Here is a 22,947-nt window from a genome sequence, read left to right on the forward strand (position 1 = left end):
CCAAGGTGATAGTTGTTGGGGAACACTCCTTGACCTTTCACCGCGCCGACGAATCGGGCAGTAATTCCGTAGGAACTTTTACTGATAGTTGTCGGGAAACCGTCGGAAATCAAGCGAGCGTCAATATATTGTTGGAATGCCCTTTCCGAGACGCTCGGAATGCACGGAAGATAATACCCAGCAAATGAAAATGGTTCTCACAAAGGTTTAGCCATTTCAGCATAGTATTGCCCTCCCCCGGACGGGCCCTCGACGGCCAGCGCCGCGGGTAAATTACAGCGTGCCCCTCTCGTTTATCTGGGAGCCTCCCGTGTCGGCGCCAAATGCCGCGCGGGCCGAATCCCTCTGGCTGGAACCCCGCATGAGACGTCCTACTTTCAAACGCCGCCTGCTGATCTGTGCCCTGGGGCTTGTCAGCCTGGGTGCCCTGGTTGCCTGGAAAACACTGCCGGGCAACGACCCGCTGAGTACCGTTGCGGTCACCCGTGGCGATATCGAAAGTAGCGTCACCGCGCTGGGCAATCTGCAACCACGGCGCTATGTGGACGTCGGCGCCCAGGCGTCCGGGCAGATCCGCAAGCTGCATGTCGAGCCCGGCGATGAAGTACAGGAAGGCCAGTTGCTGGTGGAGATCGATCCGTCGACGCAACAGGCCAGGCTCGATGCGGGCCGCTATTCCATCGACAACCTCAAGGCCCAGTTGGCCGAGCAGCAGGCCCAGTACAAGCTCGCCGAGCAGCAGTACAAGCGCCAGCAGAGCCTTGCCGCCGGTGGCGCCACCCGCGAGGAAGACGTGCAGACCGCCCAGGCGCAACTCAAGGTGACCCAGGCCCGCATCGACATGTACCGCGCGCAAATCCTTCAGGCCCAGGCGAGCCTTCGCAGTGACGAAGCGGAACTCGGCTACACCCGCATCTACGCGCCGATGTCCGGCACCGTGGTCGCGGTGGACGCTCGGGAAGGCCAGACCCTCAATGCCCAGCAGCAGACCCCGTTGATCCTGCGTATCGCCAGGCTGTCGCCGATGACGGTGTGGGCCGAGGTCTCGGAAGCGGATATCGGCCACGTCAAACCCGGCATGACGGCCTACTTCACCACCCTCGCCGGCGGCAAGCGGCGCTGGAACAGCACCGTGCGGCAGATTCTGCCGATTCCGCCCAAGCCACTGGATACCTCGTCACAGAGCAGTGGCGGCGGCAGTGGCTCGCGCAGCGCCAGTGGCAGCAGCGGCAAAGTGGTGCTCTATACCGTGCTGCTGGACGTGGACAACCCGGACCACAGCCTGATGGCAGAAATGACCGCCCAGGTGTTCTTCGTTGCCGGCCAGGCACAGAACGTACTGACCGCGCCCGTCGCGGCGCTGGAAGATGACGGCGACAAGGCCGACCAGCGCCTGGTACAGGTGGTGAACCGCGACGGCAAGATCGAGCAGCGTCATGTGCGCACAGGCCTCAGCGACCGCCTGCGGGTGCAGATCCTCGACGGCCTGTCCGAGGGCGATCACCTGCTGATCGGCGCCCCCATCGCCAGCGGGGGTTGAATGAGCACGCCCCTGATCGAACTGCGGGACATCCGCAAGTCCTACGGCGGTATCGACACGCCCAAGGTGGAAGTGGTGCGCGGCGTGAGCCTGGCCATCCATCCCGGTGAATTCGTCGCCATCGTCGGCGCCTCCGGCTCCGGCAAGTCGACGCTGATGAACATCCTCGGCTGCCTCGACCGCCCCACCAGCGGCGAATACTTCTTCGCCGGCAAGGACGTCGCCGAACTGGACAGCGACGAACTGGCCTGGCTGCGCCGCGAGGCGTTCGGCTTCGTCTTCCAGGGCTACCACCTGATTACCTCGGGCTCGGCCCAGGAAAACGTCGAGATGCCGGCTATTTATGCCGGCACGCCCGCCGCCGAGCGTCACGCCCGCGCCGCCGCCCTGCTCGACCGCCTCGGCCTTGGCGACCGCACCGCCAACCGTCCGCACCAACTCTCCGGCGGACAACAGCAGCGGGTGTCGATCGCCCGCGCATTGATGAACGGCGGCCACATCATTCTCGCCGACGAACCCACCGGCGCCCTCGACAGCAAGAGCGGCGCCGAGGTCATGGCCCTGCTCGACGAACTGGCCAGCCAGGGCCACGTGATCATCCTGATTACCCATGACCGCGAGGTCGCCGCCCGGGCCCAGCGGGTCATCGAGATTCGCGACGGCCTGGTCATCAGTGACTCGGCCAACGAGCAGCCCGAACGGCAGCCGGCCAAAGCCGGCCCGAAAGCCGAGGAACTGCGCCAGTACCTCGACCACGGTTCGACCCAGACCGGCGCCTGGAAAGGCGAATTGCTGGAAGCCTTGCAGGCCGCCTGGCGAGTCATGTGGATCAACCGCTTCCGCACCGCGCTGACGCTGCTGGGCATCGTGATCGGCGTCGCTTCGGTGGTGGTGATGCTCGCCGTCGGTGAAGGCAGCAAACGCCAGGTGGTGGCGCAGATGGCCGCCTTCGGCTCGAACATCCTTTACCTCAGCGGCAAGTCGGCGAGCATGCACGAGCCCGCCGGGATCATCACCCTCGACGACGTCGAAGCGGTCGGCAGTTTGCCGCAAGTGAAGAAGATCATGCCGGTGATCGGCAACCAGTTAATGGTGCGCTACGCCAACAACAGCCAGAGCTTCTACGTCGGCGGCAACAACACCTGGTTCTCGGAGATCTTCAACTGGCCGGTGGTCGAGGGCAGTTTCTTCACCGAGTCCGATGAACTGAGCGCGGCCTCGGTCGCGGTGATCGGGCAGAAGGTCAAGGAAAAGCTGTTTGCCGAACGCAGCCCCATCGGCCAGTACATCCTCATCGGCAATGTGCCGTTCCAGGTGCTCGGCGTGCTGGCGGCCAAGGGTTCCAGCTCTGGCGACCAGGACAGCGACGGGCGCATCGTGGTGCCCTACTCCGCCGCGGCCATCCGCCTGTTCGGCAGCCGCGACCCGGAGTACGTGACCATCGCCGCCGCCGATTCGGGCCGGGTCAAGGAAACCGAAGTGGCCATCGACCAACTGATGCGCAAACTGCACCGCGGCAAGCACGACTACGAACTGACCAACTACGCGGCGCTGATCCAGGCCGAGGCCCGCACGCAGAACACCCTGTCACTGATGCTCGGCGCGATCGCGGCGATCTCCCTGCTGGTGGGTGGCATCGGGGTGATGAACATCATGCTGATGACCGTGCGCGAGCGGACCCGCGAGATCGGCATCCGCATGGCCACCGGCGCCCGCCAGCGCGACATCCTGCGCCAGTTCCTGACCGAGGCGGTGATGCTGTCGATGGTCGGCGGCGTGACCGGCATCGCCGTGGCGATGTTGATCGGCGGCGGCCTGATGCTGGCCGATATTGCCGTGGCGTTTTCCCTCGGTGCCGTGCTCGGCGCCTTCACCTGCGCCGTCATCACCGGCGTGGTGTTCGGCTTCATGCCGGCACGCAAAGCGGCCCGGCTCGATCCGGTCAAAGCCCTGACAAGCGAATAATCGATGACATTGCCCAGCCGTCTCAGCCTTCTGTCCCTGTGTGTGTTGCTCGGTGCCTGCGCCAACAGCACCCCCGACGCCGCGCCGCCAGCGGCCCCCGAACACTGGCAAGGCCAGCATGACCCGGCCACGTCGATCGCCGACGGGCCATGGTGGCAGGCCTTCGCCAGTGCGCAACTGAACGACTTGATCGAGCAGGCGCGCAGCAACAGTTTCGACCTCGCCGCAGCCGTGGCGCGGATCCGCCAGGCCCAGGCCAGCGCGGTCATCGCCGGCGCGCCATTGCTGCCGGAGGTGAAGTTCGGCCTCAATGCCAGCCGCGAACGGTTGCTGCGCGGCAGCGGCTACAACGGCATCGATGCGACCCGCAGCGACCGCACCTACACCACCTTCAGCACCGGGCTGAACGCCAGTTACGAAATCGACTTCTGGGGCGGCAACGCTGCGGCCCGCGACAGCGCGCTGCGCAGCCTCGATGCCAGTCGCTTCGACCGCCAGACGGTGGAACTGACGCTATTCAGCGGCGTCGCCAGCAGCTACCTGCAAAGCCTCGCGTTGGTCGAACAAGTGCGCATCGCCCGGCTGAACCTGAGCAACGCCCGCGACGTGCTGCAAGTAGTGCAGACCCGCCACGACGCCGGGTCGGCGACCGCCCTGGAACTGGCGCAACAGCGCAGTTTGGTCGCGGCGCAGGAACGCCAGGTGCCGCTGCTCGAACAACAATTGCAGGACACCCGTATCACCCTGGCGACCCTGCTCGGCGAACCGGTGCAGGCACTGCCGCAGACCCGCGAGGATTTCACCGCGATCAACTGGCCGCGCATCGGCACGGGCGTGCCCAGCGACCTGCTCAGCCGCCGGCCGGATATCGCCGCCGCCGAAGCACGGCTGGCGGCGGCCCAGGCCAATGTGCATGTGGCCCGCGCCGCGATGCTGCCGAGCCTGACCCTGGGCGCCAACCTCGCGTCCGGTTCGCAGGTCTTCGACCGCTTGTTGCGCAGCCCCTACTACAACCTGACGGCGGGGCTGGCGGCACCGATCTTCGACAGCGGCCGGCTCAAGGCCGAACGCGACCGGGCCCGCGCCGAGCAGGAAGAGCTGCTCCAGCGCTATCACGCCAGCATCGTTTCCGGTTTCGGCGATGTGGAGAAGGCGCTGAATAGCATTGGCGGCGTCGATCGCCAACGGCAGTGGCAGGACGAAGAAGTGCGTCAGGCACGCACCGCCTTCGAACTGGCGGAGCGGCGCTATCGAGCGGGCGCGGAGACGCTGCTGACGGTGCTGGAAACCCAGCGCACCCTCTACCAGGCCCAGGACCAGCAAGTGCAACTGCGCCTGGCGCGGGTGCAGGGCAGCGTGGCGCTGTACAAGGCGTTGGGTGGTGGGTGGCACGTGACGGAGGTTCGCTGAGCTAGAGAGGGGACCGTTCGCGGTCCCTCACGAGGCAATCCCTTTCATCGACAAATGCCGCGCATACCACGGCCGTTGCGGCACGCGCTTGAACAGCGGCTTGAGCTTGTCTTCCTCGGCAAAGATGAGGCGCAACGCCAGCTTCATCGTCTCGATATCCATCTCCACCGACTTGCCCGGGAACATGCCCGGCGTGGTGCTGCAGCCATGGGTGGTCGGTCCCAGCCACGGATCCTCGACCTCGTTCCAGCGCCCCGGCGCGAACCACTCCACGCCATTGACCTGAAGTCGCCGAACCTGGCCCGGGTTGTGCCGTTCCTGAGCGCGGAACCAGTCGTCGATGCGGTCGTCGATCCAGCCATGAAAGCCCCAGAACACCGGGTTCACATGGGATGAAAACGGATCGCCGAGGAAGTCGTTGCCGGCGCCATACCAACGGGCGGCAAAGTCCGACGGATTGCGGGCGAACGGCACCGGCGCGCCGTTGGACGGGTCACGCGGGACCGACGCCCAGCACATGTGCAGCCAGTCGTGCAGGTTCATTTCCAGTTCCGAACCCAACTCGCCGAGGGTCATGCGCGACAGGTACTGCGGGTCCTGGTATTGCGATTCCCAGACCTGGAAGTTGCTGCAGAACGTCTCCTGCGCCTTGATCGCGGCCACCCACTGGGTGTACTCGCTGTCCCCCGAGGCCAGCCAGGTCGGCGGTACGCTGTAGCCATCGTGGTTATCGAAGTAGCGGGCGAAACCGTGGCGATCGAACTCGACGTTTGGCTGTGGCAAGGGGAAATGGGTCCAGGACGGTAATGCCTGGAAGGTCCGCGCGGTGTTGAGCATATGCCGGTGCATGAACAGAAAATCCACACCGGAGCCGTTGCGGTGCTTGCGTGGCCCGCGGGCATCACGCTCCTTATCCCGCGGCCCGGGTTGCCAGCCGAGGCCGCGCAGTGCGCCATGCTGCTCTTCGGAGAGCCTGTGCCATTTGTCCCGGGTCGAATGCCAGAGCTGGTGGAACAACCGGTGCTCGGCGCCGATCAGCCAGTCGCGTAATTCGGGGGTGTAGGCAATGCGCTCACGCGCCTCGGGAAACATCCGCTTCACGGCGACGAAATGACTGTCTTGCAGGGGCAATGCCATGGACCGGTCGAGGCGCTGCAGGTTACCGCTGAGGGTTCCGCTGCCGGCGTTGCCGAAACTGCCCCAGACCTCATCCAGCGTGGCAATGCACTCGAAACCTGGGCCGCCCTGGTTGCTCAGCAGACGCCAACGCACTTGTTTGCTGGAAGCGCCGACCAGATCGCCCAGCACCCGATAGGCCACCGGGCCGGGTTGTTCCAGCCGCTCACCGGTGTCCAGCACGCCGCGCAGGCCACGGCCTTTGGCGGCGATATCGAGGTACAACTGCGCGCCTTCGCGCGGTAGCCCCGGCAGGCCGCCATCGGCGCCGGTGAAGCGGATATCCCAGACACCGCGCAGTTGATTGGCGAGTTGCTGGCCGGCGATATCCGCCAGTTCAACGCTGGCTTCGCCTGGGGTGACGATGTCGTCCTCGGGGTCGTGGGTCAGCTTGCGATGGCCGTAGTAGACCGCCGGTACCGCCGCGCTGGTCAACGCCAGACCTGCTATGAATCCCCGTCGAGATATCGTCATTGCCCACCCGTGCCAGCCATGGAAACCACTTATGTCCAAGCTAGAACGTTGAATTGGGTGGGAAATTTAGGGGTTATTGCTCATCACACGGCCTCGACGCGCAACGGCATCTGCAGCAGCACCCGCAGACCGTCGGGACGGCTGTCGAAATGCAATGAACAGGCACAGCGCTGAACGATTGCCTGGACGATCGCCAACCCCAGGCCGCTGCCCTCGCTTTGACCATTGCGCCAGAAGCGCTGGGTCAAGTGTTGCAGGTGCTGCTCGGGAATGCCGGGGCCATGGTCGCGGACGAGGAATCCGACCCGGCCCTCCTCCACGTGCACCTCCAGTTCCACCGGGGTTTCGCCGGTGCTGTGGCGCAGAGCGTTATCCAGCAGGTTGCGCAGTGCCGCCACCGCCAAACCCGCCGGCATGTCCAACTGCACCTCTGCGGCCCGTTGCGGCGCCTGCAAGAAGATGCGACGGTTGTCGCCGGTATCCTGAATGGCCTGGCGGGCGGCCTGTTCGGCACTGCACTGCACGCCATCGTCGAACGACAGGCTGCCCTCGACCCGCGCCAGCAGCAGCAACTGTTCGAGGGTCCGGTGCAAGCGGTCGGCGCCCTGCTCGGCATGCTCCAGGGCCTGCTCGCGCACGCTGCCATCGGTCATCCGCGCCACTTGCAGGTGGGTCTTGATTGCGGTCAGCGGGCTACGCAGTTCATGGGCGGCATCGCCGGTCAGGCGGCGCTCGCGCTCGATGGTCTGGCCAATGCGCAGGAACAACTGGTTCTGGGTGTCCAGCAACGGCTGCAACTCGCTGGGCACCGCCTTGATCTGCAGCGGTTCGACGGAATCCGGGCTACGCCTGCGCAGGGCGTCGCGCATCCAGTTCAGCGGCGCCAGGCCCTTGCCGATACCGACCCAGAGCAGGCCGAGACTGCCGAGCAGGGCCACCAGCACCGGCGCCGACGCCGCCAGCAGGATCGAGCGGTTCAGCGCCTCGCGTTCGAGGTGACGGTCGGCGGTGGTGATGCGGATATCGCCGTGGGCGAAGGTGAAGCTGCGCCAGCGCGCGCCATCGATCATCTGGTCATGGAAGCCGCCGCGCCCGTCATCCAGGTGCTGGTCAGCATTCTGATGGCTGCGGGCGAGGATCTCGCCACGCAGCGAAGTGACCTGGCAGGCCATGCCATCGGGGACGCTCAACTGATCGGCGCTGAGGTGGGTGCCCTCGCCCTTGCTGGTCAACGGCTGCGGCAACTGGTCGATCAGCCCGGCGACCATCCGCGCCGACGCCACCAGGCGCTGGTCGAGGGAAAACATCATTTGCTGGCGCAGGTCGCGCAGCATCCAGGCGGCGGCGAGGGCCCAGATCAGGACGAAGGCGATGCCGAGAATCAGGCTCAGGCGCAGGCGCAAGCTCATCACGGTGATCCTGGCAATTGCGCCGGGCCGAGACGGTAGCCCAGGCCGCGGACGGTCTCGACGATGCCGTTGCCCAGCTTGCGGCGCAGGTGATGGATGTGCACGTTCAGGGCATTGCTCTCCACTTCGTCGCCAAAGCCGTAGACGCTGTCCTTGAGTTGCTCGCTGGAAAGCACCCGGCCGGGGTTGTTCAGCAGCGCCTGGAGCAGCGCTTGCTCGCGTCGCGACAGGTCCACCGGCTGGCCGCCCAGGCTGGTTTCGCAGTTGCTCGGGTCGAAACTCAGCGGCCCGTGCTCGATGACGTTCACGCAGCGCCCGGCCATGCGCCGCACCAGGCTGTGCAGGCGGGCGGCCAATTCGCGCAGGTCGAAGGGTTTGAGCAGGTAATCGTCGGCACCGGCCTGCAGGCCGTCGACGCGGTCGGTCACCGCGTCGCGCGCGGTGAGGATCAGCACCGGCAGGCGCTCGCCTTGCTGACGCAAGCGCTGCAACAGCTTGAGACCGTCTTCGTCGGGAAGCCCGAGGTCGAGCACCATCACATCGAAGTGCGCGGCCTGGAGCATGGCGCGCGCGGCACCGGCATTGGCCACGCGGTCCACGGTGAGGCCCTGGGCGCTCAGGCCGGCAATGATGCCGCTGGCGATCAGGTCGTCGTCTTCACAGAGCAGTACATGCATGGGCGGATTCGGTCATCGACGGGGGAAGGCCTGCAGTGGGCCAGAGCAGGATTAACCGGGGATTATGCCCTGCGTCGCACGCCCCGTCGCCTGCCGGCCAGCGGCTTAACCCTGGGTTAATCCAGGGTCGGCAGCCTTGCTCGCTCATGACCTTCCAAGGCTTCGACATGCGTGCATTGCTCCTGGCGATCCTCTGCCTGTTCACTTCCCTGAGCCAGGCACAGAGCTTTGCCAATCCTTTTGCCCAGAGCGACTTCCTCCCGGTGGAAAAGGCCTTCGTCTTTACCAGCGAACGCCTGCCGTCCGGTCAGACCCGCCTGCACTGGGCGATCACCGACGGCTATTACCTGTACCAGAAGCGCCTGAAGTTCGACGGCCTCGCACCGGAGCAGATTCCCCCGCTGCCCCAGGCACTGCCGCACCACGATGAGTTCTTCGGTGAAACGCCGGTCTACCGCGGCGAACTCGAGCTGGTGCTGCCCGCCTCGGCCCAGGGCACCTTGCGCATGGGCTGGCAGGGCTGCGCCGATGCCGGGCTGTGCTATCCGCCACAGACGTCGCTTGTGAACCTCGGCGGTGCCAGCGCCAACACTCCCCAGACCCAGGCCAGCGATCAGGCCCTCGCCGGCACCCTGCAACAGCGGAACCTGGGCTGGGGGCTGCTGGTGTTCTTCGGCCTTGGCCTGTTGCTCGCCTTTACGCCCTGCTCATTGCCGATGCTGCCGATCCTCGCCGGGCTGGTGATGGGCAACAACGCCAGCAGCCGCCGCGGCTGGGCGCTGGCGGGTACTTATGTGTTGAGCATGGCGCTGGTGTACGCCGCGCTCGGCGTGGTCGCCGCCCTGCTCGGCGCGAACCTGCAGGCCTGGCTGCAACAACCCTGGTTGCTGGGCAGCCTGGCCGGGTTGTTCGTGCTGTTGGCCCTGCCGATGTTCGGCGCCTTTGAACTGCAATTGCCGATGTTTCTGCGCGATCGCCTGGAGCGCGCCGGGCGCCACACCCGCGGCGGAAACCTGTTTGGCGCCGCGGCGCTGGGCGCGTTGTCCGGTTTGTTGATGGGACCGTGCATGACCGCGCCGCTGGCCGGCGCCCTGCTGTATATCGCGCAGAGCGGCAATGCCCTGCACGGCGCGCTGGTGCTGTTCAGCCTCGGACTGGGCATGGGCCTGCCGCTGTTGTTGCTGGTCACCGTGGGCAATCGCTACCTGCCGCGTCCCGGTGCGTGGATGAACCTGGTCAAAGGCTTCTTCGGCTTCGTCTTCCTCGCCATGGGCCTGTACACGCTGCGCGTGGTGCTGGAGCCTGCGCTGTGGCTCGGACTGGCGGGCGCCTGGCTGCTGGCCCTGGCCTGGAGCGCCTGGCCGGTCCTGCGCCACTGGCGTGCGGCGCAACCACCGGTGCTGATCGCCGGGCTGTGGGGCCTGCTGTCGATCATCGGCGCTGCCGGGGGTGGCAGCGATCCGTGGCAACCGTTGCAGCCTTACAGCGCATCTCGCGCCACTGCCAGCGCGGTGACCGCCCCGGTCGACGCCTTCACCACCGTCAGTACCCCGCAGGCCTTGCAGGCTGAGCTGGATGCGGCGCGCAGCCAGGGCCAGTGGGTGTTTCTCGACTACTATGCCGACTGGTGCGTGTCCTGCAAGGTCATGGAAAAGCAGGTGTTCGCCCGCGCTGATGTGCTCGCGGCGCTGAGTGGCGTGCGTCTGGTGCGCCTGGATGTCACCGCCGACGCGCCGGCCGCTCGCGAGTTGCTGTCGCGTTACCAGGTGCCCGGCCCGCCGAGCATGCTGTGGATCGGTCCCGATGGCGAAGAACGGCGCAGCCGCCGGCTGGTGGGTGAAGTGGACGCCGCGACTTTCCTGCAACACTGGAATGCAACCAGGAGCCAAGGCTGATGCTGACGGTGAATATCGGCCCGGTGGCCATGGCCCTCGATCACCTGTTGCTGCTTGCGGCACTGGGCCTGGCGACCCTGGTCGGCTGGCGAGTGGCCAAGCGTGGTGGCGACAACCCGGAGTCCTCGCTGTTCGGCCTGTTTCTCCTCGGCCTGCTCGGCGCCCGGGTCGGTTTCGTCATCGCCTACTGGTCGATGTACCGGGATGATCCGCTGCAAATCATCGATATCCGTGACGGTGGTTTCTCGCCCTGGACCGGCCTGCTGGCAGTGCTGATCGGCGCCGTCTGGACCGGCTGGCGCAAACCGGCGCGGCGCCGCCCGCTGGGCTGGGGATTGTTCAGCGGCGCGCTGTTCTGGCTGCTGGCCAGTTGGGGCAGCCATCTTTACGAACAAGGCACCCAGTTGCCGCAACTGAGCCTGCTCGATGCCCGCGGGCAGTCCGTCGCCCTCGACAGCCATCGCGGCCGCCCGCTGGTGATCAACCTGTGGGCGACCTGGTGCCCGCCCTGCCGCCGCGAAATGCCGGTGTTGCAGCAGGCACAACACGAATACCCGGACGTCACCTTCCTGTTCGTCAACCAGGGCGAGACGCCGCAGATCGTCACCAATTTTCTCGCCACCACCGGCCTGAACCTGTCCCACGTGCTGTTCGATGCCGGCGGACAACTGGCCGCGCAGGTCGGCTCCATGGCCCTGCCCACCACACTGTTCTACGACGCCGACGGGCGCCTGGTCGGCAGCCATCTCGGCGAGCTGTCCCGCGCCAGCCTGCGTCACGCGCTGCAGTCGTTCGAGAACGTGCCGAGCGCTCCCCTTTCAGAAACAAGGAATACACCATGAGGATCCCGATCTACCTGGGCCTGGCCCTCGGCATTTTCGCCAGCCCGCTGGTCTTGGCCGAGGAACTGCCCGCAGCGGTCAAGCAGATCGAAGCCAAGGGCGCGAAGATCGTCGGCAGCTTCGATGCCCCCAACGGCCTGAAAGGCTATGCCGCGCAGTTCCAGAACCGCGGCGTGGCGCTGTACCTGACGCCGGACGGCAAACATGTGCTGGTGGGCAGCCTGTTCGACCAGGAAGGTCGCGACCTGAGCGAGAAACCGCTGGAACAACTGGTGTACGCGCCCATGGCCAAGGAAGTCTGGGCAAAGATGGAAAAGACCGCCTGGATCGCCGACGGCAAAGCGGATGCGCCGCGTATCGTCTACCTGTTCAGCGACCCCAACTGCCCTTACTGCAACATGTTCTGGGAACAGGCGCGGCCGTGGGTCGAATCGGGCAAAGTGCAGTTGCGCCACATCATGGTCGGCATCATTCGCGAAGACAGCCGGGCCAAATCCGCGTCGCTACTGGCCAGCAAGGATCCGCAAAAAGCCCTGCATGACCACGAAAGCGCCGGCAAGGCCAGCACGCTCAAGGCGCTGGAAAAAATCCCGGCGGATGTGCAGGCCAAACTCGATGCCAACCTGGCCCTGATGAACGAACTGGGCCTGTCCGCCACCCCGGCGATTTTCTATCTGGACGATCAGCAGCGCCTGCAGCAACAGCAAGGCGCACCGCGTCCGGAACTGCTCGGCAAGATCCTCGGCAAGCGCTGAGCCCTCCTCCCGCCCGGCGTGCATTCAGCCGCACGCCGGCATCCTTGGCCGCCGCTCAGGCGGCTTTTTTTCGTCATCGAAGAGACGTGAGCACGCGCACAAATCCGTCATTTGGCTGTGGGATAAAAGTGCCGGACGCACACCAGCCCGTCGCCGCCCAAAACGCCGAAATCGCTCTGAAGCGAGGCAGCACAAGGCGTCCACGAATGACACTTGCCGGGTCATGAAACAGGCTGATGATCTTAGAACCAAAACGTATATAGAGTTATTAACTTTCGCAATTGACAATAATTATCATTAATACTAGTTTGTCGCACGTCGCAGCGAACAGGTCCCTCGGGAGGTTCGCTATCCACTTAGAGAAAAGGTGATTTCCATGGCGGAACAACTATCCACAGGTAAGTGCGATTCACCGTTACTCCAAGCCTTCGTCGACAACCGCAGCATCCTGGTCAAAATCGCAGCGCGCATTACCGGCTGCCGCTCACGGGCCGAAGATGTCGTGCAGGACGCTTTTTTCCGGCTCAACTCCGCTCCGCAGATCACCTCGTCGTTCAAGGCGCAACTGAGCTACCTGTTCCAGATCGTGCGCAACCTGGCAATCGACCATTACCGCAAGCAGGCAATGGAGATGAAATATTCAGGCACTGAAGAAGAAGGCATGAATGTCGTCATCCACGGCGCATCGCCCGAGGCTGCGCACATCAACTTCGCCACCCTCGAACATATCGCCGAAGCCCTGACCGAGCTGCCCCCACGCACCCGCTACGCCTTCGAGATGTACCGTTTGCACGGCGTTCCGCAGAAAGACATCGCCAAGGAACTCGGCGTTTCGCCCACCCTGGTCAACTTCATGATTCGCGATGCCCTGGTGCATTGCCGCAAGGTTTCCAACGCTCGCGGGGCTGGCCCGCTGAACTGAAATCACAGCCGTTCGGATGATCAGGGCCCGCTCAGTGACGGTGCGGCTCGATCACCTGGATCTGGTAGGGATTGAAGATTCTCAGCAACTCGCCGTTGGCCCGCAGTCGATCCAGCAACGCCGCGAACTCCTCGCCACTGATTTTCGCCTGCGGACGCAGCAGGGCGTAGTGGTGATAGACCTGATCGATCCGCTCCGACGCCAGCAACTGCCCGACGCTTTCCGGATTTCGCACCATGTAGTCGCTCAGGTACGAACGCGTCACCAGCGCGATATCGGCGCGGCCACGCTGCACCATCAGCAGGTTGCTGTCGTGGGAATAAGTCAGCGTGGCGTTGAAGGTCTTGGCCAGGTAGCGGCCATCAGAATTGAAGCTGGCAAAGGCATAGTGATAGCCGTTGAACAGCGCCAAACGTTTGCCGTCCAGACGGGTGAAATACTGCTGGTCGTGATCGCGGGTGCGCTGGGCAACGAAGACCTCGGCATCCTCCAGCCCCATGTCGACGGCGACATGCGGGATATCCTGCCAACCCCAGTCGGGGTTCTCGAAGATCGCCATATCGACCCGCCCTTCCTGGAAATCACGAAAACGTCGCGGGATCGAGGTGGGCACCAGCACGAAGTGATACAGGCTTTGCACGTTGTTCAGCGCTTGCGCCAGTTGCGGCAACAGCCCCGTGTCATCGCCCTGCTCCGGGCGCACCGTATACGGGGGAAAATGTGCCGCGCCGATTCTGATTTCGACGGTGTCGAGGGCGAGAGCCGCGTCGGCCTGCCAGGCCAGGGCAAAACACAATAGCAAGGACAATACCCGCGGTATTGGCGCTGGAATCAAGATGACGACTCTCACAGGGTGGATCTGTCTAAGCTAGGCGTTTTCACGGGGTAGTACAACCCGCCGCATGCGCCATTTTCGAGCATCAGGGCAAAACGCCATGGGATATCGCAGACGCCCGTGTTTGGCTACGCTTGGACGACATCTTGGGTAGGGAATCTGTTATGGGCCATTGGTTGGTGATCGACCTGGAAGCCACCACCGACGACGGTGGCTGGCCGATCACGGATATGGAAGTTATCGAAATAGGCGCCAGCCTGGTCAATCGCGAAGGCCGGGAGGTGGATCATTTCCAGCGTTTCGTGAAACCGCGGCGACGTCCGCAACTCACGGTGTTCTGCCGTGAGCTGACGCACATCAGCCAGGCCAACGTCGACGGGGCACAGCCGTTCAACGAGGTCTGGGCGCAATTCGAGCGCTGGCTGGGCCATTACCAGCCACGCCTGGAGGGCTGGACCAGTTGGGGCGACTACGACCGCAAGCAGTTGCTGCAGGAATGGCAGGCCAACGGCCTCGAAAGCCTGCTCAGCAGCGTCCCCCACCTCAACCTCAAGCAGCACTTTGCCAAGGCCCGCCAGTTGAAGCGGCCTATGGGCCTGAACAGCGCGCTGCAATTGGCCGGCCTGCAGTTCAGCGGGCAACAGCACCGAGCCCTTGAAGACGCCCGCAATACCGCCCGGCTGCTACCGCTGACACTCCCGGTCCAGGGCACCTGAAAGCGGATGACGGGACCAGAAGGCTTGGGCATACTGGCCGGCCTTTTTGGTCCCTTTTTCTTGCAGGAGTCGCCCATGTTTAAGGTCAACGAGTACTTTGATGGCACGGTCAAGTCCATCGCGTTCGGCACTGCCGAAGGTCCGGCTACGATCGGCGTCATGGCCCCGGGCGAATACGAGTTCGGCACTGCCCAGCGCGAAATCATGCACGTGGTGTCCGGCGCCCTGACCGTGAAGCTGCCTGACAGCGACAACTGGGAAACCTTCTCCAGCGGCAGCCAGTTCAACGTACCGGCCAACGCCAAGTTCCAGCTGAAGGTCGCGGTCGACACCGCTTACCTGTGCGAATACCGCGACTGATTCAGCTCGCTCATTTGCTCGAAGCCAGCTCCCCCTGTGGGAGCTCGCCCACATAGTTCACTATCCTCTGCGCCGCCGTCCGCAGATGATCCGCATGACTGAACCCTGAAGCCTTCAACGGCTTGAGGTCATGGTCAGCCGCGTCCAGCCAGCACACCTCGATCGCCGGCGACAGTTCATACCCCTCCACCGTTTGCCGATTGCCCAACGCATCCCGCTCGCCCTGGATAATCAGCGTCGGCGTGCGCAGTTGCGCCAAGTGCGCCACCCGCGGCTTCTCCGGTTTGCCTGCGGCATAGAACGGATAACCCAGGCAAATCAGCGCATCCGCGCCCAATTCGTCCGCCAGCAAGCTGGCCATCCGCCCGCCCATGGACTTGCCACCCATGACCAGCGGCCCAGCGACCAATGGTCGCACCTCCCGATAGACCTCCCGCCAGCAGTCGAGCAATACCGCCTGGGGATTCGGCGGCCTTTTGCCACCCCCCGAGCGGCGCTGAGCCATGTAGGGAAACTCGAAGCGCAGTACACCCAGCCCTTGCCCGGCAAGCCTTTGCGCCATGTCCTGCATGAAATCGCTGTCCATCGGCGCGCCCGCCCCGTGGGCCAGGATCAGACAGCCCCTGGCACCGCCATCTGCCTGATTTTCCGGGGCATTCCATAACCACCCCCGCATTTTCAGCCGCTGCGCCCATTGATCCCCGTCAATACCGGAGATTCGCCCATTACTCATGCTTGCCTCGCTGTTTAGCCTGCCTATAACCGTGGATGGGAACCCATACATGAACACAACCTGCAGTACCGCCTACAACTACAAGGTGGTCCGCCAATTCGCCATTATGACGGTGGTGTGGGGAATCGTCGGGATGGGGCTCGGCGTTTTCATCGCCGCGCAACTCGTCTGGCCTGCCCTCAACTTCGACCTTCCCTGGACCAGCTTCGGGCGCCTGCGCCCTCTGCATACCAACGCGGTGATCTTCGCCTTCGGTGGTTGCGCGCTGTTTGCCAGTTCTTTCTACTCGGTGCAACGTACCTGCCAAACCCAACTGTTCGCGCCCGCCCTCGCGGCGTTCGTGTTCTGGGGCTGGCAACTGGTGATCCTGCTGGCCGCCATTACCCTGCCGCTGGGTTACACCAGCTCCAAGGAATACGCCGAGCTGGAGTGGCCGATCGATATCCTGATCACCATCGTCTGGGTGGCGTACGCCGTGGTGTTCTTCGGCACGCTGATCAAGCGCAATACCAAGCACATCTACGTGGGTAACTGGTTCTTCGGTGCGTTCATCATCACCGTGGCGATCCTGCACCTCGTCAACAACATGGAACTGCCGGTCAGCCTGACCAAGTCCTACTCGCTGTACAGCGGCGCCACCGACGCCATGGTGCAGTGGTGGTACGGCCACAACGCCGTAGGCTTCTTCCTCACCGCCGGCTTCCTCGGGATGATGTACTACTTCGTACCGAAGCAGGCTGAACGCCCGGTCTACTCCTATCGCCTGTCCATCGTGCACTTCTGGGCGCTGATCACCCTGTACATCTGGGCCGGTCCGCACCACCTGCACTACACCGCGCTGCCGGACTGGGCACAATCGCTGGGCATGATCATGTCCCTGGTGCTGCTGGCACCAAGCTGGGGCGGCATGATCAACGGCATGATGACCCTCTCGGGCGCCTGGCATAAGCTGCGCAGCGACCCGATCCTGCGTTTCCTCGTGGTTTCGCTGGCGTTCTACGGCATGTCGACCTTCGAAGGTCCGATGATGGCGATCAAGACCGTCAACGCGCTGTCCCACTACACCGACTGGACCATCGGCCACGTACACGCCGGCGCTCTTGGCTGGGTTGCGATGATCTCCATCGGCGCGCTGTACCACATGATTCCGAAAGTCTTCGGCCGTACCCAGATGCACAGCATCGGCCTGATCAACGCGCACTTCTGGCTCGCCACCATCGGCACCGTGCTCTACATCGCCTCGATGTGGGTCAACGGTATCGCCCAGGGCCTGATGTGGCGTGCAGTCAACGCCGACGGCACCCTCACCTACTCCTTCGTTGAAACCCTGGTGGCCAGCCACCCTGGCTTCATCGTGCGGTTCGTCGGTGGTGCAATCTTCCTGACCGGCATGCTGCTGATGGCCTGGAACACCTGGCGCACCGTGCGTGCCCCGGCTCCGGCAACCGCAGACGCTTCCGCGCAGCTGGCCTGAGGACTAGGACATGAAACACGAAGCTATTGAAAAGAACGTCTTCCTGCTGGTGCTGCTGATGGTCCTGGCCGTCAGCATCGGCGGCCTGACCCAGATCGTTCCGCTGTTCTTCCAGGACGTCACCAACAAGCCGGTCGAAGGCATGAAGCCCTACACCGCGCTGCAACTGGAAGGCCGCGACATCTACATCCGCGAAGGCTGCGTGGGCTGCCACTCGCAGATGATCCGTCCGTTCCGCGCCGAGACCGAGCGCTACGGCCACTACTCGGTGGCTGGCGAGAGCGTCTGGGACCACCCGTTCCTGTGGGGTTCCAAGCGTACCGGTCCTGACCTGGCCCGCGTTGGCGGCCGCTACTCCGATGACTGGCACCGCGCGCACCTGTACAACCCGCGCAACGTCGTGCCTGAGTCGAAGATGCCTTCGTACCCGTGGCTCGTCGCCCAACAGGTCGATACCAGCCACACCGAAGCCAAGCTCAAAGCAATGCGCACCCTCGGCGTGCCGTACACCGACGACGACATCAGCGGTTCCGTTGCCTCGGTCAAGGGCAAAACCGAAATGGACGCGCTGGTCGCCTACCTGCAGGTGCTCGGCACCGCGATCAAGAACAAGAGGTAAGCGCCATGGACTTCACCCTGGATATCGGCCAGTTGCGAGGCCTTGGCACCCTGGTGGTGGCCATCGCCTTCATCGGCCTGTCGCTCTGGGTTTTCAACCGTCGCCGTGACCGTGAATTCGCCGAAGCGAGCCTGCTGCCCTTTGCCGACGAGCGCCTGCCTGGCGCCGAAAAAGAAAACGCCTTGAGGAGTACCCGGCAATGACCACCTTCTGGAGTACGTACATCAGCGTACTGACCATCGGTAGCCTGATCGGCCTGACCTGGTTACTGCTGTCCACCCGCAAGGGTGAGCAGCCAGGCACCACGGACCAGACCATGGGCCACAGCTTCGATGGCATCGAGGAATACGACAATCCGCTGCCACGCTGGTGGTTCTGGCTGTTCGTCGGCACTTTGGTGTTCGCCGTCGGTTACCTGGTCCTCTACCCGGGCCTGGGCAACTGGAAAGGCATCCTGCCCGGCTATGAAAATGGCTGGACCGGCGCCAACGAGTGGCAGAAAGAAATGGAGCGCGCCGACGCCAAGTACGGCCCGATCTTCGCCAAGTTCGCTGCCATGCCGGTGGAAGAAGTGGCCAAGGATCCGCAAGCACTGAAAATGGGGGGCCGCCTGTTCGCCTCCAACTGCTCGGTGTGCCACGGTTCCGACGCCAAGGGTTCCTACGGCTTCCCCAATCTGACCGACAAGGACTGGCGCTGGGGCGGCGAAGCGGAAACCATCAAGGCTTCGATCATGCTCGGTCGTCACGGTGTGATGCCGGCCTGGTCCGAAGTGATCGGTGAGCAAGGTGTGGCAGACGTTGCTGCATTCGTGCTGACCAACCTCGATGGCCGCAGCCTGCCGGAAGGCACCAAGGCTGACGCCGCCAACGGCCAGAAGATCTTCGCCGCCAACTGCGTGGCGTGCCACGGTCCGGAAGGCAAGGGCACTCCAGCAATGGGCGCACCGAACCTGACTCACCCGCAAGCGTTCATCTACGGTTCGAGCTTTGCCCAACTGCAGCAGACCATCCGTTACGGCCGTCAGGGCCAGATGCCTGCACAGCAGGACATTCAAGGCAACGACAAGGTCCACTTGCTGGCCGCCTACGTCTATAGCCTTTCGCAGGACGGCGACAAGACTTCTGCACGGTGACACTTCAGTCCATCTGAGCATTGACTGAAAACGCCGCATCCGAACCGGGTGCGGCGTTCCTGTTTGTATGTGCGACCAAGTGTCGCACCCCTCCGTACCCCCTCCTTGCACCCCCTCTGAACGGGACTAAGCTTGTTGCCACATGTGGCTGGAAGCGATGTCGCGCATGCACCTCTGTTTGGTTCATCACATGTCATCGTGCCAGCGCAAAGGCTGGCGATTGCCGGCTTTGCTCCCTTTTCACGGGGTGAAAAAGCGGCGTCTCACAGGGTTTTCCAGGCCTTGAGAAGCGTGCAATCCACTCTAAAAATGGTGCACATAAACAAGATAATATTGTGTACAATTTGCGCGGTAGACGGGTCGGAAGGGCCGTAAAACAGGCCCTGGCGGGGTGTGGAACAGATTCCCTTGCGTTGCAATACCCACACTGCTTGTAGATACTTGCGCCGATTTTTCTACCTACAAAAACACCTATAAAACCGTGGAACCTTAGAATGAGCACAGCTATCAGTCCGACTGCTTATAACTATAAGGTCGTCCGCCAGTTCGCCATCATGACGGTGGTCTGGGGGATCCTTGGCATGGCCCTCGGTGTCTTCATCGCCTCGCAACTGGTCTGGCCGCAACTCAACCTTGACCTGCCGTGGACGAGCTTTGGACGCCTGCGCCCCCTGCACACCAACCTGGTGATCTTCGCCTTCGGCGGTTGTGCACTGTTCGCCACCTCCTATTACGTCGTGCAGCGTACCTGCCAGACGCGACTGATCTCCGACAGCCTCGCCGCCTTCACCTTCTGGGGTTGGCAAGCGGTCATCGTCGGCGCTCTGATCACCCTGCCCATGGGTTACACCACCACCAAGGAATACGCCGAACTGGAATGGCCGCTCGCCATCCTGCTGGCCATTGTCTGGGTGACCTACGCCGTGGTGTTCTTCGGAACCGTGGTCAAGCGCAAGACCAAACACATCTATGTCGGCAACTGGTTCTACGGTGCCTTCATCCTGGTTACCGCGATGCTGCACATCGTCAACCACATCTCGTTGCCGGTGAGCTTCTTCAAGTCGTACTCGGCCTATGCCGGCGCGACCGACGCGATGATCCAGTGGTGGTACGGCCACAACGCCGTGGGCTTCTTCCTGACCACCGGCTTCCTCGGGATGATGTACTACTTCGTACCGAAGCAGGCCGAGCGCCCGATATACTCGTATCGCCTGTCCATCGTGCACTTCTGGGCGCTGATCACCCTGTACATCTGGGCCGGTCCGCACCACCTGCACTACACCGCCCTGCCCGACTGGGCGCAGTCGCTGGGCATGGTGATGTCGATCATCCTGCTGGCGCCAAGCTGGGGCGGCATGATCAACGGCATGATGACCCTCTCGGGCGCCTGGCATAAGCTGCGCACCGACCCGATCCTGCGTTTCCTCGTGGTTTCGCTGGCGTTCTACGGCATGTCGACCTTCGAAGGCCCGATGATGGCGATCAAGACCGTAAACTCGCTCTCGCACTACACCGACTGGACCATCGGCCACGTACACGCCGGCGCGCTCGGCTGGGTTGCGATGATCTCCATCGGCGCCATTTACCACATGATTCCGAAGCTCTATGGCCGCGTGCAGATGCACAGCGTCGGCCTGATCAACGCGCACTTCTGGCTCGCCACCATCGGCACCGTGCTCTACATCGCCTCGATGTGGGTCAACGGCATCACCCAAGGCCTGATGTGGCGCGCGATCAACGACGACGGCACCCTCACCTACTCCTTCGTCGAAGCGCTGCAAGCCAGCCATCCGGGCTACATCGTTCGCGCCCTGGGCGGTGCGTTCTTCGCCTCCGGCATGCTGCTGATGGCCTACAACGTCCTGCGCACTGTTCGCGCCTCGAAACCGGCCGAAGCTGAAGCCGCCGCTCAGATCGTCGTAGTGGGAGCCCACTGATGAAGCACGAAGTAGTCGAGAAGAATATTGGCCTGCTGGCCTTCTTCATGGTCATCGCCGTGAGCATCGGCGGCCTGACCCAGATCGTTCCGCTGTTCTTCCAGGACGTCACCAACAAGCCGGTCGAAGGCATGAAGCCGCGCACCGCGCTGGAGCTGGAAGGCCGTGACGTGTACATCCGCGAAGGCTGCGTAGGCTGCCACTCGCAGATGATCCGTCCGTTCCGCGCCGAGACCGAGCGCTACGGCCACTACTCGGTGGCCGGTGAAAGCGTCTGGGACCACCCGTTCCTGTGGGGTTCCAAGCGTACCGGTCCGGACCTGGCACGGGTGGGTGGTCGTTACTCCGATGACTGGCACCGCGCGCACCTGTACAACCCGCGCAACGTCGTACCCGAGTCGAAAATGCCGTCCTACCCGTGGCTGGTAGAGAACAAGCTCGACGGCAAAGACACCGCCAAGAAGATGGAAGTCCTGCGCACCCTGGGCACGCCGTACACCGATGCTGACATCGCCGGTGCTCGCGACGCGGTCAAGGGCAAGACTGAAATGGACGCCCTGGTCGCCTACCTGCAGGGTCTGGGCACCATCATCAAAAGCAAACGGTGATTGCGATGGATATCGGGATGATTCGTGGCCTGGGCACCGTCGTGGTGATGGTGGCCTTCGTGGGCCTGGCGTTGTGGGTGTTCAGTTCTCGGCGCAAGTCCGAGTTCGACGAAGCGACACTGCTGCCCTTCGCGGATGATCCCGAAGCCAGCGAGCACGTCGAACAAGCGCAAGCGAAAGCGCAAGCGCAAGCGAAAGCGTCTAGGAGTAACAACGAATGACTACCTTCTGGAGTCTGTACGTCACCGTTCTGAGTCTGGGCACCATCTTTGCCCTGACCTGGCTGCTGCTGTCCACCCGCAAGGGCCAGCGTAGCGAAACCACCGAAGAAACCGTGGGCCACTCCTTCGATGGCATCGAGGAGTACGACAACCCGCTGCCGAAATGGTGGTTCATGCTGTTCGTCGGCACCATCATCTTCGCTCTCGGCTACCTGGCGCTGTACCCGGGCCTGGGCAACTGGAAAGGCATCCTGCCCGGCTACCAGTACCTGGACACCGACAAGAAGACTGACTTCGCCAACGGTCAGGCTGGCTGGACCGGTGTTCACGAGTGGGAAAAGGAGATGCAGCGGGCCGACGCCAAGTTCGGGCCGATCTTCGCCAAATTCGCAGCCATGCCCATCGAAGAAGTAGCGAAAGATCCGCAAGCCCTGAAAATGGGCGGGCGCCTTTTCGCCTCAAACTGCTCGGTCTGCCACGGTTCCGACGCCAAGGGTTCCTACGGCTTCCCCAACCTCACCGACAGCGACTGGCGCTGGGGCGGCGAGCCGCAAACCATCAAGCAGACCATCATGGCTGGCCGCCACGGCGTGATGCCGGCGTGGTCTGAAGTGATCGGCGAGCAAGGCGTGGCCGACGTTGCTGCATTCGTGCTGACCAACCTCGATGGCCGCACCCTGCCGGAGGGCACCAAGGCTGACGCCGCCAACGGCCAGAAGATCTTCGCCGCCAACTGCGTGGCCTGCCACGGTCCGGAAGGCAAGGGGACTCCAGCGATGGGCGCGCCGAACCTGACTCACCCGCAGGCGTTCATCTACGGTTCGAGCTTCGCCCAACTGCAGCAAACCATCCGCTACGGCCGTCAGGGCCAGATGCCGGCGCAGCAGGAAATCCAGGGCAACGACAAGGTCCACCTGCTGGCGGCGTATGTCTGGAGCCTGTCGCAGAAAGACCAGAAACCGGCTGAGGCTCAGTAAGTTTCACGGCTGACAAAAGGCTCCGTCAGTGCAGACTGGTGGGGCCTTTTTTCTTGGTGGGGATGCAGAGGTGTTTTTTCAGGGGCTCAATCACCCTGGTCATGACCTGGATCAATTGACACCGCCAATACACCATTGTCGAGCATTACCCAACGCGACCCAGTGTCGCACCCGCGCCCCAGAATGCCAGCACAGGCGTATCATGCGGGCCAGAGCAGAAACACTTCTGACTGCGGTCGGCATGCACTGACCGCGGCATCTTTCCAC

General features: G+C 63.5%; 22 protein-coding genes. 17 read left to right on the forward strand and 5 right to left on the reverse strand.

The window, feature by feature from the left end:
* Positions 1 to 361 precede the first annotated feature (361 nt).
* From NTD88_RS11245 to NTD88_RS11255, 3 genes are read left to right on the forward strand one after another with little or no spacing between them, the layout of a single operon-like run.
* Complete coding sequence (locus tag NTD88_RS11245; protein ID WP_262129549.1) at positions 362 to 1,540, forward strand: efflux RND transporter periplasmic adaptor subunit; 1,179 nt, start codon at positions 362 to 364, stop codon at positions 1,538 to 1,540.
* Positions 1,541 to 3,505, forward strand: a complete 1,965-nt coding sequence (locus NTD88_RS11250) for a MacB family efflux pump subunit (RefSeq protein WP_262156075.1) — start codon at positions 1,541 to 1,543, stop codon at positions 3,503 to 3,505.
* Positions 3,506 to 3,508: 3 nt separating this feature from the next.
* Positions 3,509 to 4,915, forward strand: a complete 1,407-nt coding sequence (locus NTD88_RS11255; RefSeq protein WP_262156077.1) for an efflux transporter outer membrane subunit — start codon at positions 3,509 to 3,511, stop codon at positions 4,913 to 4,915.
* Positions 4,916 to 4,942: 27 nt separating this feature from the next.
* On the opposite strand, the gene NTD88_RS11260 is transcribed toward NTD88_RS11255, so the two are convergent.
* From NTD88_RS11260 to NTD88_RS11270, 3 genes are all read right to left on the reverse strand, one after another.
* Positions 4,943 to 6,565 carry a PvdJ/PvdD/PvdP-like protein gene (locus NTD88_RS11260; protein ID WP_262156078.1) on the reverse strand — a complete coding sequence of 541 codons (1,623 nt, stop codon included), beginning with the start codon at positions 6,563 to 6,565 and terminating at the stop codon, positions 4,943 to 4,945.
* An 83-nt stretch (positions 6,566 to 6,648) separates the two neighbouring features.
* On the reverse strand, positions 6,649 to 7,974 hold the full coding sequence (locus NTD88_RS11265) for an ATP-binding protein (RefSeq protein ID WP_262156080.1): 1,326 nt from the start codon (positions 7,972 to 7,974) through the stop codon (positions 6,649 to 6,651).
* Positions 7,974 to 8,651 carry a response regulator gene (locus tag NTD88_RS11270; protein ID WP_262129543.1) on the reverse strand — a complete coding sequence of 226 codons (678 nt, stop codon included), beginning with the start codon at positions 8,649 to 8,651 and terminating at the stop codon, positions 7,974 to 7,976. Before NTD88_RS11270 ends, NTD88_RS11265 begins: the two co-directional genes overlap by 1 nt.
* 167 nt (positions 8,652 to 8,818) lie before the next feature.
* On the opposite strand from NTD88_RS11270, the gene dsbD reads away from it, so the two are divergent.
* From dsbD to NTD88_RS11290, 4 genes are all read left to right on the forward strand, one after another.
* Positions 8,819 to 10,546, forward strand: coding sequence for a protein-disulfide reductase DsbD (dsbD, locus tag NTD88_RS11275; protein ID WP_262156081.1), 1,728 nt, complete (start codon positions 8,819 to 8,821; stop codon positions 10,544 to 10,546).
* Positions 10,546 to 11,388, forward strand: coding sequence for a prolipoprotein diacylglyceryl transferase family protein (locus tag NTD88_RS11280; protein ID WP_262156082.1), 843 nt, complete (start codon positions 10,546 to 10,548; stop codon positions 11,386 to 11,388). The genes dsbD and NTD88_RS11280 overlap by 1 nt, the downstream gene beginning before the upstream one ends.
* The gene (dsbG, locus tag NTD88_RS11285; RefSeq protein WP_262156083.1) at positions 11,385 to 12,143 is read left to right on the forward strand and encodes a thiol:disulfide interchange protein DsbG; all 759 of its coding nucleotides are present in this window, start codon (positions 11,385 to 11,387) and stop codon (positions 12,141 to 12,143) included. Before NTD88_RS11280 ends, dsbG begins: the two co-directional genes overlap by 4 nt.
* A gap of 376 nt (positions 12,144 to 12,519) precedes the next feature.
* Positions 12,520 to 13,065 carry an RNA polymerase factor sigma-70 gene (locus NTD88_RS11290; protein WP_095157070.1) on the forward strand — a complete coding sequence of 182 codons (546 nt, stop codon included), beginning with the start codon at positions 12,520 to 12,522 and terminating at the stop codon, positions 13,063 to 13,065.
* Positions 13,066 to 13,096: 31 nt separating this feature from the next.
* Here the strand turns inward: NTD88_RS11290 and NTD88_RS11295 are convergent, their stop codons facing one another.
* On the reverse strand, positions 13,097 to 13,861 hold the full coding sequence (locus tag NTD88_RS11295; protein ID WP_262156137.1) for a substrate-binding periplasmic protein: 765 nt from the start codon (positions 13,859 to 13,861) through the stop codon (positions 13,097 to 13,099).
* Positions 13,862 to 14,064: 203 nt separating this feature from the next.
* Here NTD88_RS11295 and NTD88_RS11300 point away from each other — a divergent pair, with 203 nt between their 5' ends.
* Complete coding sequence (locus NTD88_RS11300; protein WP_095157069.1) at positions 14,065 to 14,616, forward strand: exonuclease domain-containing protein; 552 nt, start codon at positions 14,065 to 14,067, stop codon at positions 14,614 to 14,616.
* 75 nt (positions 14,617 to 14,691) lie between these two features.
* Positions 14,692 to 14,976, forward strand: coding sequence for a pyrimidine/purine nucleoside phosphorylase (locus tag NTD88_RS11305; RefSeq protein WP_095157068.1), 285 nt, complete (start codon positions 14,692 to 14,694; stop codon positions 14,974 to 14,976).
* A gap of 10 nt (positions 14,977 to 14,986) precedes the next feature.
* Here NTD88_RS11305 and NTD88_RS11310 read toward each other — a convergent pair whose 3' ends face one another.
* Positions 14,987 to 15,709, reverse strand: coding sequence for an alpha/beta family hydrolase (locus NTD88_RS11310; RefSeq protein ID WP_095157131.1), 723 nt, complete (start codon positions 15,707 to 15,709; stop codon positions 14,987 to 14,989).
* 49 nt (positions 15,710 to 15,758) lie between these two features.
* On the opposite strand from NTD88_RS11310, the gene ccoN (NTD88_RS11315) reads away from it, so the two are divergent.
* The 8 genes from ccoN (NTD88_RS11315) (at position 15,759) to ccoP (NTD88_RS11350) (ending at position 22,680) form a co-directional block, all read left to right on the forward strand.
* A complete protein-coding gene (ccoN, locus tag NTD88_RS11315; protein ID WP_095157067.1) occupies positions 15,759 to 17,183 on the forward strand; it encodes a cytochrome-c oxidase, cbb3-type subunit I in 1,425 nt (474 codons plus the stop codon).
* A gap of 10 nt (positions 17,184 to 17,193) precedes the next feature.
* The gene (gene ccoO / locus NTD88_RS11320) at positions 17,194 to 17,802 is read left to right on the forward strand and encodes a cytochrome-c oxidase, cbb3-type subunit II (protein WP_110971977.1); all 609 of its coding nucleotides are present in this window, start codon (positions 17,194 to 17,196) and stop codon (positions 17,800 to 17,802) included.
* A gap of 5 nt (positions 17,803 to 17,807) precedes the next feature.
* On the forward strand, positions 17,808 to 18,005 hold the full coding sequence (locus NTD88_RS11325; RefSeq protein WP_095157065.1) for a cbb3-type cytochrome oxidase subunit 3: 198 nt from the start codon (positions 17,808 to 17,810) through the stop codon (positions 18,003 to 18,005).
* Positions 18,002 to 18,937: a cytochrome-c oxidase, cbb3-type subunit III gene (ccoP, locus tag NTD88_RS11330; RefSeq protein ID WP_262156084.1), complete on the forward strand. Its 936-nt coding sequence runs from the start codon at positions 18,002 to 18,004 to the stop codon at positions 18,935 to 18,937. The genes NTD88_RS11325 and ccoP (NTD88_RS11330) overlap by 4 nt, the downstream gene beginning before the upstream one ends.
* A 494-nt stretch (positions 18,938 to 19,431) precedes the next feature.
* The gene (gene ccoN / locus NTD88_RS11335) at positions 19,432 to 20,874 is read left to right on the forward strand and encodes a cytochrome-c oxidase, cbb3-type subunit I (RefSeq protein WP_262129539.1); all 1,443 of its coding nucleotides are present in this window, start codon (positions 19,432 to 19,434) and stop codon (positions 20,872 to 20,874) included.
* Positions 20,874 to 21,482, forward strand: a complete 609-nt coding sequence (ccoO, locus tag NTD88_RS11340) for a cytochrome-c oxidase, cbb3-type subunit II (RefSeq protein ID WP_095157062.1) — start codon at positions 20,874 to 20,876, stop codon at positions 21,480 to 21,482. Before ccoN (NTD88_RS11335) ends, ccoO (NTD88_RS11340) begins: the two co-directional genes overlap by 1 nt.
* A 5-nt stretch (positions 21,483 to 21,487) precedes the next feature.
* Positions 21,488 to 21,703, forward strand: a complete 216-nt coding sequence (locus tag NTD88_RS11345; protein WP_262156087.1) for a cbb3-type cytochrome oxidase subunit 3 — start codon at positions 21,488 to 21,490, stop codon at positions 21,701 to 21,703.
* The gene (gene ccoP, locus NTD88_RS11350) at positions 21,700 to 22,680 is read left to right on the forward strand and encodes a cytochrome-c oxidase, cbb3-type subunit III (RefSeq protein ID WP_095157060.1); all 981 of its coding nucleotides are present in this window, start codon (positions 21,700 to 21,702) and stop codon (positions 22,678 to 22,680) included. Before NTD88_RS11345 ends, ccoP (NTD88_RS11350) begins: the two co-directional genes overlap by 4 nt.
* Positions 22,681 to 22,947: the final 267 nt, after the last annotated feature.

This window comes from Pseudomonas sp. 20P_3.2_Bac5, assembly GCF_025466035.1.
In the GTDB taxonomy this organism is placed as follows: domain Bacteria; phylum Pseudomonadota; class Gammaproteobacteria; order Pseudomonadales; family Pseudomonadaceae; genus Aquipseudomonas.